This is a genomic window from Aporhodopirellula sallentina SM41 (assembly GCF_000346505.1).
Taxonomy (GTDB): Bacteria; Planctomycetota; Planctomycetia; order Pirellulales; family Pirellulaceae; genus Rhodopirellula; species Rhodopirellula sallentina.
The window spans coordinates 1-5,504 of record NZ_ANOH01000377.1 but is presented as its reverse complement, the minus strand read 5'-3'; the positions used below and the strand labels follow the sequence as shown (position 1 = coordinate 5,504).

At 56.9% G+C, this 5,504-nt stretch carries 6 protein-coding genes; 5 read left to right on the top strand and 1 reads right to left on the bottom strand.

The window, feature by feature from the left end; genetic code table 11:
• The 5 genes from RSSM_RS24680 to RSSM_RS24660 all read left to right on the top strand — a co-directional run.
• A partial coding sequence (locus tag RSSM_RS24680) for a hypothetical protein (protein ID WP_044303581.1) occupies positions 1-438 on the top strand: 438 nt, incomplete at its 5' end.
• 268 nt (positions 439-706) lie between these two features.
• A complete protein-coding gene (locus RSSM_RS24675) occupies positions 707-1,216 on the top strand; it encodes a hypothetical protein (protein WP_144060094.1) in 510 nt (169 codons plus the stop codon).
• A gap of 142 nt (positions 1,217-1,358) precedes the next feature.
• On the top strand, positions 1,359-2,624 hold the full coding sequence (locus RSSM_RS24670) for a serine hydroxymethyltransferase (protein WP_008686220.1): 1,266 nt from the start codon (positions 1,359-1,361) through the stop codon (positions 2,622-2,624).
• Complete coding sequence (locus RSSM_RS24665; RefSeq protein WP_008686219.1) at positions 2,624-3,052, top strand: response regulator; 429 nt, start codon at positions 2,624-2,626, stop codon at positions 3,050-3,052. The genes RSSM_RS24670 and RSSM_RS24665 overlap by 1 nt, the downstream gene beginning before the upstream one ends.
• A gap of 22 nt (positions 3,053-3,074) precedes the next feature.
• The gene (locus tag RSSM_RS24660) at positions 3,075-4,148 is read left to right on the top strand and encodes a hypothetical protein (protein ID WP_044303582.1); all 1,074 of its coding nucleotides are present in this window, start codon (positions 3,075-3,077) and stop codon (positions 4,146-4,148) included.
• 139 nt (positions 4,149-4,287) lie between these two features.
• Here RSSM_RS24660 and RSSM_RS24655 read toward each other — a convergent pair.
• Positions 4,288-5,504: sulfatase family protein (locus tag RSSM_RS24655; protein WP_044303580.1), on the bottom strand; the 1,217-nt coding region annotated here is incomplete at its 5' end.

Below are 5,504 nucleotides of genomic sequence, written 5' to 3'. Positions count from 1 at the left end.
TTTCATCCGGCCTACAAACTTCACCAGCCCGATGCGATCATGACACGAAATCAAGATCTCGCCTTGGTCGACCTGCTCGACCGCCTGACCGATCCCGTTTCGGGAGGACGAAAGACTCGCCTCTTGCTGGGCGTTTTCGTTCCGCTGGGCATCATGTGCTTGGTCGGGTTCCTGTTCATCAACCTGCCGGCGGTGATCACGTTTCCGGTCGGCCGCCGGTATGGGATTTCGCCACAGTACATCACTGTCCAAAGTGAACATGCACGTTATGCGATCTGTCTGGTCACATCGATGATTGCGACCTATTTCCATTTCCGTTGGTACTGGGGACTCGACCGGCGACTGAGTGATTATTCGGAACTCCTAACCACGGTCTCGTTGATCGGATTCGGGGCCGCGATGCTGTATTTCGTCGCGACGGTGTTGCTGTGCTCGTGAACGAATGGATTCTATTTTGATTCTATTTTGTCGCTACCCAACCACGCCATGGTCCGTCGGCGCGAACATGAGTGAATTCTTGGTTGCGTTTGCAGTTCGCTGACATCACGGCGGACCTGATCGACACAGCCGTTACAACCGACAGTCATTCTGTCTCGGTATCTGGGCAGGGTGGAAATTTTCGCGGTCGGAAGAATGAAATTGACCTACCTATTTCGATGCGAAACTACTTTTCTCCACCTTTCTCTCCCCTCGGGAAATGTACCAGATGGTCGCAAAAGATTCCGATTCCGAGTTTTTTCGTTGTCCCATCACGGCTGAGAATAGCTCCGCGTGGCTGCGAATTCGCCGCCGGCGCGTGAACGTGCAGTTGCAGGAAGCATCCATTGACGGGTTCACGATTCTGGTTCGTGCGGTGGACTCCACCCGGTTGCGGATTGGTGAACCGTGGATGCTGATGCACGACGGCACGACGCTCGAAGTACAGGCCCAGTGGTTCTTTCAGGCCGCCGACGGCCGGGTGCAGATCGGGTTGCGTCGGTTGCGGGATTTGACGCCGCCACCGGTGATCGGTGGCTGGATGCCTCGAGTCTTTTCGCGTCCTCAGACGCCGGATTACTCATCGAGTTCGCTGGTACTGACCTGTGGAGTCCTCGCCATGGTGCTCAGCCTCGCTCTGCCCGGCGTGGGCGATAAACTGGGGACCTCGTCACGGATTCAGTCGGCGATCAATGGACTCTACGGCGGGATCCGCAGTGCGATCGGCAACTGGATTTAACGCCTGAGATTCGGCAAATCGCTGAACAAGCGTGTCGTTGTCATTGACGCTTTGGGGCGTGGGGCCGACAATCGGGTTTTCGTTTCGCGTTGGTCGAACCGCTTGACCCGCCTGTCCCCTCAAGAAAGCTCAAAAACCTTCGATGAGTACGATCCAGTCGCAAGATCCCGTTCTGTGGGAAGCCATGCAAGCCGAAGCCGCCCGACAGCAAGACGGGTTGGAAATGATCGCTAGCGAGAACTACACGAGCCCTGCGATCATGGAAGCGGCGGGCAGCGTTCTGACCAACAAATACGCTGAAGGTTACCCGGGCCGTCGCTACTATGGCGGCTGCGAACACGTCGATGTCGTCGAACAATTGGCGATCGACCGTGCGAAGGAGTTGTTCGGTGCCGAGGCGGCCAACGTGCAACCGCACAGCGGGTCGCAAGCGAACACGGCGGTCTACTTGGCGGCGCTCGAAGTGGGCGACACCGTCATGGGGCTCGACCTCGCTCAGGGTGGGCACCTGACGCACGGAATGAAGCTGAACATTAGCGGTCGTCTGTATAACTTCATCAGCTACGGCGTCGATGAAAAAGAGCACCGCCTTGACTTTGACCAAATCGCAAAGCTCGCCCGCGAAAACAAACCCAAACTGATCGTGGCCGGTGCGAGTGCGTACCCACGTGAGATTCCGCACGACAAGTTCAAAGAGATCGCGGACGAAGTCGGTGCGAAGTTGCTCGTCGACATGGCGCACTATGCCGGATTAGTCGCGGCGAAGATTCACAACAGCCCCGTGCCGTACGCGGACTATGTCACCACGACGACACACAAAACACTCCGCGGACCTCGCAGCGGTTTGATCATGTGCAAAGAAGAGCACTTGAAACTGGTCAACCGCAATGTGTTCCCGGGAACGCAAGGCGGCCCGTTGATGCACGTGATCGCCGGAAAAGCGATCTGCTTCGCCGAAGCGATGTCGGACGAGTATCAAGCCTACGGACGTGCGGTCGTCGAAAACGCGAAGGCCCTCGCCGAGACCCTGGTTGCCCAAGGGTTGCGTTTGGTCAGCGGCGGAACGGACAATCACTTGATGTTGGTCGACGTGACCACGGTCGGCCTTGGCGGCAAACGCGCCGAAGCGGTTCTGGATGCGTGTGGCATCACGGTGAACATGAACATGATTCCGTTTGATCAACGCAAACCGATGGACCCATCGGGGATCCGAATCGGCACACCGGCCCTGACGACTCGTGGCATGGGCACCGCAGAAATGAAACGCATCGGTGAGTGGATCTATCAGTCGCTCAAGAGCCCTGATGATTCGGCGCTGCACGATTCGATCCGCGGCGAGATCCGCGAAATGTGCGCGAGCTTCCCCGTCCCTGCGGCGGCATCCGGTCAAACGTGTGGTGTTGCCTGATGAGTAATCGCATTCTGATCGCAGACGACAACGTCGCCAATCGTGAACTCCTCGAAGCGTACTTGGCGACGGTGGATTGCGAGTTGGAGACCGCCGTCGACGGAGCCGACACGCTCGAGAAGGTCGAGTCCTTTCAACCGGATTTGATCCTGCTCGACGTGATGATGCCGAAACTCAGCGGGTTCGAGGTCTGCAAACAGCTCAAGGAAAACCCGAAGACCAGCGGGATCATGATCCTGATGGTCACGGCGTTGAGCGAACTCGGTGACATCGAACGTGGTGTGTCCGCCGGCACCGACGATTTCCTCAGCAAACCGGTCAACCGTATCGAGTTGACTAAACGTGTTGAGAACATGCTCAAGCTCAAAGGCACGACCGACGAGCTCGAGCGGTTACGTCAATACATTCAAGAAATGGAAGAACGCTAAGTTGCTCGAATCGCTCTGCCTGATGCCTCCACGAATCGGGCAAGTACGGCGTGGGATTTCACCGGCTCCGACCGAAACACTGCTGCGACGACGCAGCGGTGTGCCGGTTTTATTGCCGGTCCCGCTGTTTTGGGATTGCCCACCCTGGCATACCTGGTCGCCGGTCGTTGCCCAAGCGGTCTTTCTGGCAATGCAGTCGCGTGGCGTACTGGTCTCGGCCCTCGAGAGTGAACTGGGACGATCACCGACCGCAACGGCGGAGTCGGGTGATCCACCTGACAGCGAACTCGGCATTCCTCGATTGATCCCTTATCGGAACGAACGATACGGTGTCTCGGAAGTCGACTTCGACCACGCGATGGTGGTCGACATGCATCTCTCGCCGCTGCGTGATTCGTCAGGACGCTTTGCCTACTCGGCAGCACGACTCGGCCGGTGGGAGGCGACGCCGGAAGATCAACCGCTGTCCGGTGGCGGCTGGATTCCTGCGATGACGTTGCCTCCGGATGTGAGGGATCTCAAGTCGTTGCAATCGAAGGTGCTGCAATTGCGCAGCATGGCACCACACGCCGCTGCGGTGATCAGCGTGACGCCGGAATGGATCGACGACCACTTGGAGGATCTGATCGCGGCCGAGCCCGATGCGATCCTGATCCGATTGGGTCAAATCCGAATGACGGGCATCGCGTTCGCCCAATTCACACAACGACTTTTGCATCGCGTCGAGGCGATCGAGAAGTTGCCGATTTGGTTGGTGCCTCCCAAGTCGCTGGCGAAGAAACCGCTCGGCGTTTCCGATTCGGTCAAGACGATCGCACTCGGGGTTTCGGCGATCGCAATCGACAGTTGGCTCGACGAAGTCATCGAAGAGTTCAACGAGATCACGTTGCCCGCATCTTACGTGGCCGATCCCATGCAGACGGTCACCGTTGAGGTCGAAGAGATTCTTCAACGACGATTTGACCCCGATTTGGAAAACTTCATCGGGTTGCTTTCGACGCTCGTCCACGACCGACCGCGTGATTTGTTGGGAACGTTTGATCCTGAAATCGCGGAGATCCTGGATCTGCCCTGCGTCGGACGTTTGTCTTCGTGAAGCGAGTCGCGTCGTCTATTCTCAGACACAACGAAATGCGACAACGTAGCTAGATTCGCCAGAGTTCAGACTTCCCCACCGCCCGAACACCACCGAAGTTTTGGCGACTCCGGCTACGGGGTGCATCCGATAACGTCCTTTAAAAACCTTTCGGACGTTTCATATGGGAATCGGGCGCTCGGAATACGTACGGTTCCCAGATCTCTCGGACCTTTTCCCATTCGCTGAGCGTTCTCGTGGGATACCAACCGGGATAGCCGTACTTTTTAAAGTCGTATTCATCTTTATGGCGGCTGATCCATTGCCCGACGGTCGGTTCGGGACACGACTCGGGGAAAACGCCGACGGCCCGAAAATCATCACTGACACCTTGATCGTGAATGACGTTTTCTCGCCAACTCGCCAGTTCCGTGAGCAACTCTTCCTTCACATCCGCGTACTCCGGGTCGTCGGCCACGTTGTTGATCTCGTGCGGATCGCTGCGTAGATCAAACAATTCGATCTTTGGTTTGCTCGCCGCCATGAAGCGTGCCTGTGCTGCGGTAAGTTGTCCCTTCATGTGCAGAATGTTCAACTCCGCCATCATCGGGTACGCACCTTCCTTGTAGCCGCTGTACTGGCAATAGGCTCGCTCGGGCATCAGATTCATGATCAGCTTGAAGTCCTTCGACCGCACCGATCTCATCGCATCATGGGTGTCGCCCATGCGGTCACGAGCGGCAAAGATATACTCACGTTTGGCAACCTCATCTCCCAGCAAGCTGTGACCGTGCAAGGGAACCGGTGGTTCGATACCTGCCGCGTCCAGCACCGTCGCGCAGATATCGAGCGAAGACACGAGATCGTCATTCACGCCTCCTGCCTCGACCTTGCTCGGCCAACGCATGATCATTGGGATACGGAGACCTCCGTCATACAGGAATTGTTTCCCCCGGACGTGACACCTTCCGTGATCGCCGATGAAGAAAACTAACGTATTGTCGGCGAGACCTTCGTCCTCGAGTCTCTGAAGCAATTTGCCAATCTTTCGATCGACGACCTGCATCGACTCCAGTCCGTTGGCCCAGTCTCGTCGAACAAACGGTGTGTCGGGATAATACGGAGGCAGTTCGACATCTTCGATCGCGATGGGACGTTCGGGATCGCGATGGAAGTCACGGTGCGTTTCCATGAACGTGATACGCGCAAAGAACGGCTGGCCCGGTTCTCGTTCTGACCAATCTTTGCCCATAAACAACTCGCCTCTCTTGTCAGGCAGAAAGTTGCAATCGACTTTGCTGCTCAGAAGAGCGGTGAAGTAGCCCGCGTCGGAAAACAGATGCGGGATCGGTTTGATGCCATTGGGAAGCGGCTTTT